The sequence below is a fragment of the Wolbachia endosymbiont of Tuta absoluta genome (genome assembly GCF_059414725.1).
The window spans coordinates 1-879 of the sequence record NZ_JBNRJY010000339.1; the positions used below are offsets into that span (position 1 = coordinate 1).

An 879-nucleotide genomic window follows, 5' to 3' on the forward strand; every position below is an offset into this window, starting at 1 on the left:
ATGGAAGGGCCATCGCTCAACGGATAAAAGGTACTCCGGGGATAACAGGCTGATACCGCCCAAGAGTTCATATCGACGGCGGTGTTTGGCACCTCGATGTCGGCTCATCACATCCTGGGGCTGAAGTAGGTCCCAAGGGTATGGCTGTTCGCCATTTAAAGTGGTACGCGAGCTGGGTTTAGAACGTCGTGAGACAGTTCGGTCCCTATCTGCCGTGGGCGTTGGAAGATTGAGAGGGGTTGCTCCTAGTACGAGAGGACCGGAGTGAACGCACCACTGGTGTTCGGGTTGTCATGCCAATGGCATTGCCCGGTAGCTAAGTGCGGAAAAGATAAGCGCTGAAAGCATCTAAGCGCGAAACTTGCCTCAAGATGAGTCTTCCCTGGGCCTTTAAGGCCCCTGAAGGAACGTTTAAGACTAAGACGTTGATAGGCTGGGTGTGTAAGTGCAGCGATGCATTGAGCTAACCAGTACTAATGATCCGTGAGGCTTAACCTTACAACACCGAAGGTGTTTTTAGAGAGATTTTCAGCGAAGTTCCGAGATTGGTTCTGATGGCTTTACGAGAGTGAAGCGGTTGGAATGAAACAGAATTTGCCTGGCGGCAATAGCGCGGTGGTCCCACCTGACCCCATGCCGAACTCAGAAGTGAAACGCCGTAGCGCCGATGGTAGTGTGGGGTCTCCCCATGCGAGAGTAGGACACTGCCAGGCATCAAATAAAACAACAAGCCTCATGCGAAAGCATGGGGCTTTTTGTTTTGTCTGTTATCTGGCGTTCTGCTCGAGCATGGCCATGCGAAAGGCCCGTCGGGAACGGGCCTTAACGCCGCGTGCGGCGGCCCCGGAGGGGGGCTCAGGATGAGACGAATTTTGTAGG

General features: G+C 53.7%; 2 rRNA genes. Both read left to right on the forward strand.

Features of this window, described 5'->3' with window-relative positions:
• Window positions 1-498: ribosomal RNA gene (locus tag ACJ5GX_RS03630) — 23S ribosomal RNA — on the forward strand; the annotation flags it as partial.
• 99 nt (window positions 499-597) lie between these two features.
• A 5S ribosomal RNA gene (gene rrf, locus ACJ5GX_RS03635) occupies window positions 598-713 on the forward strand.
• Window positions 714-879 lie beyond the last annotated feature (166 nt).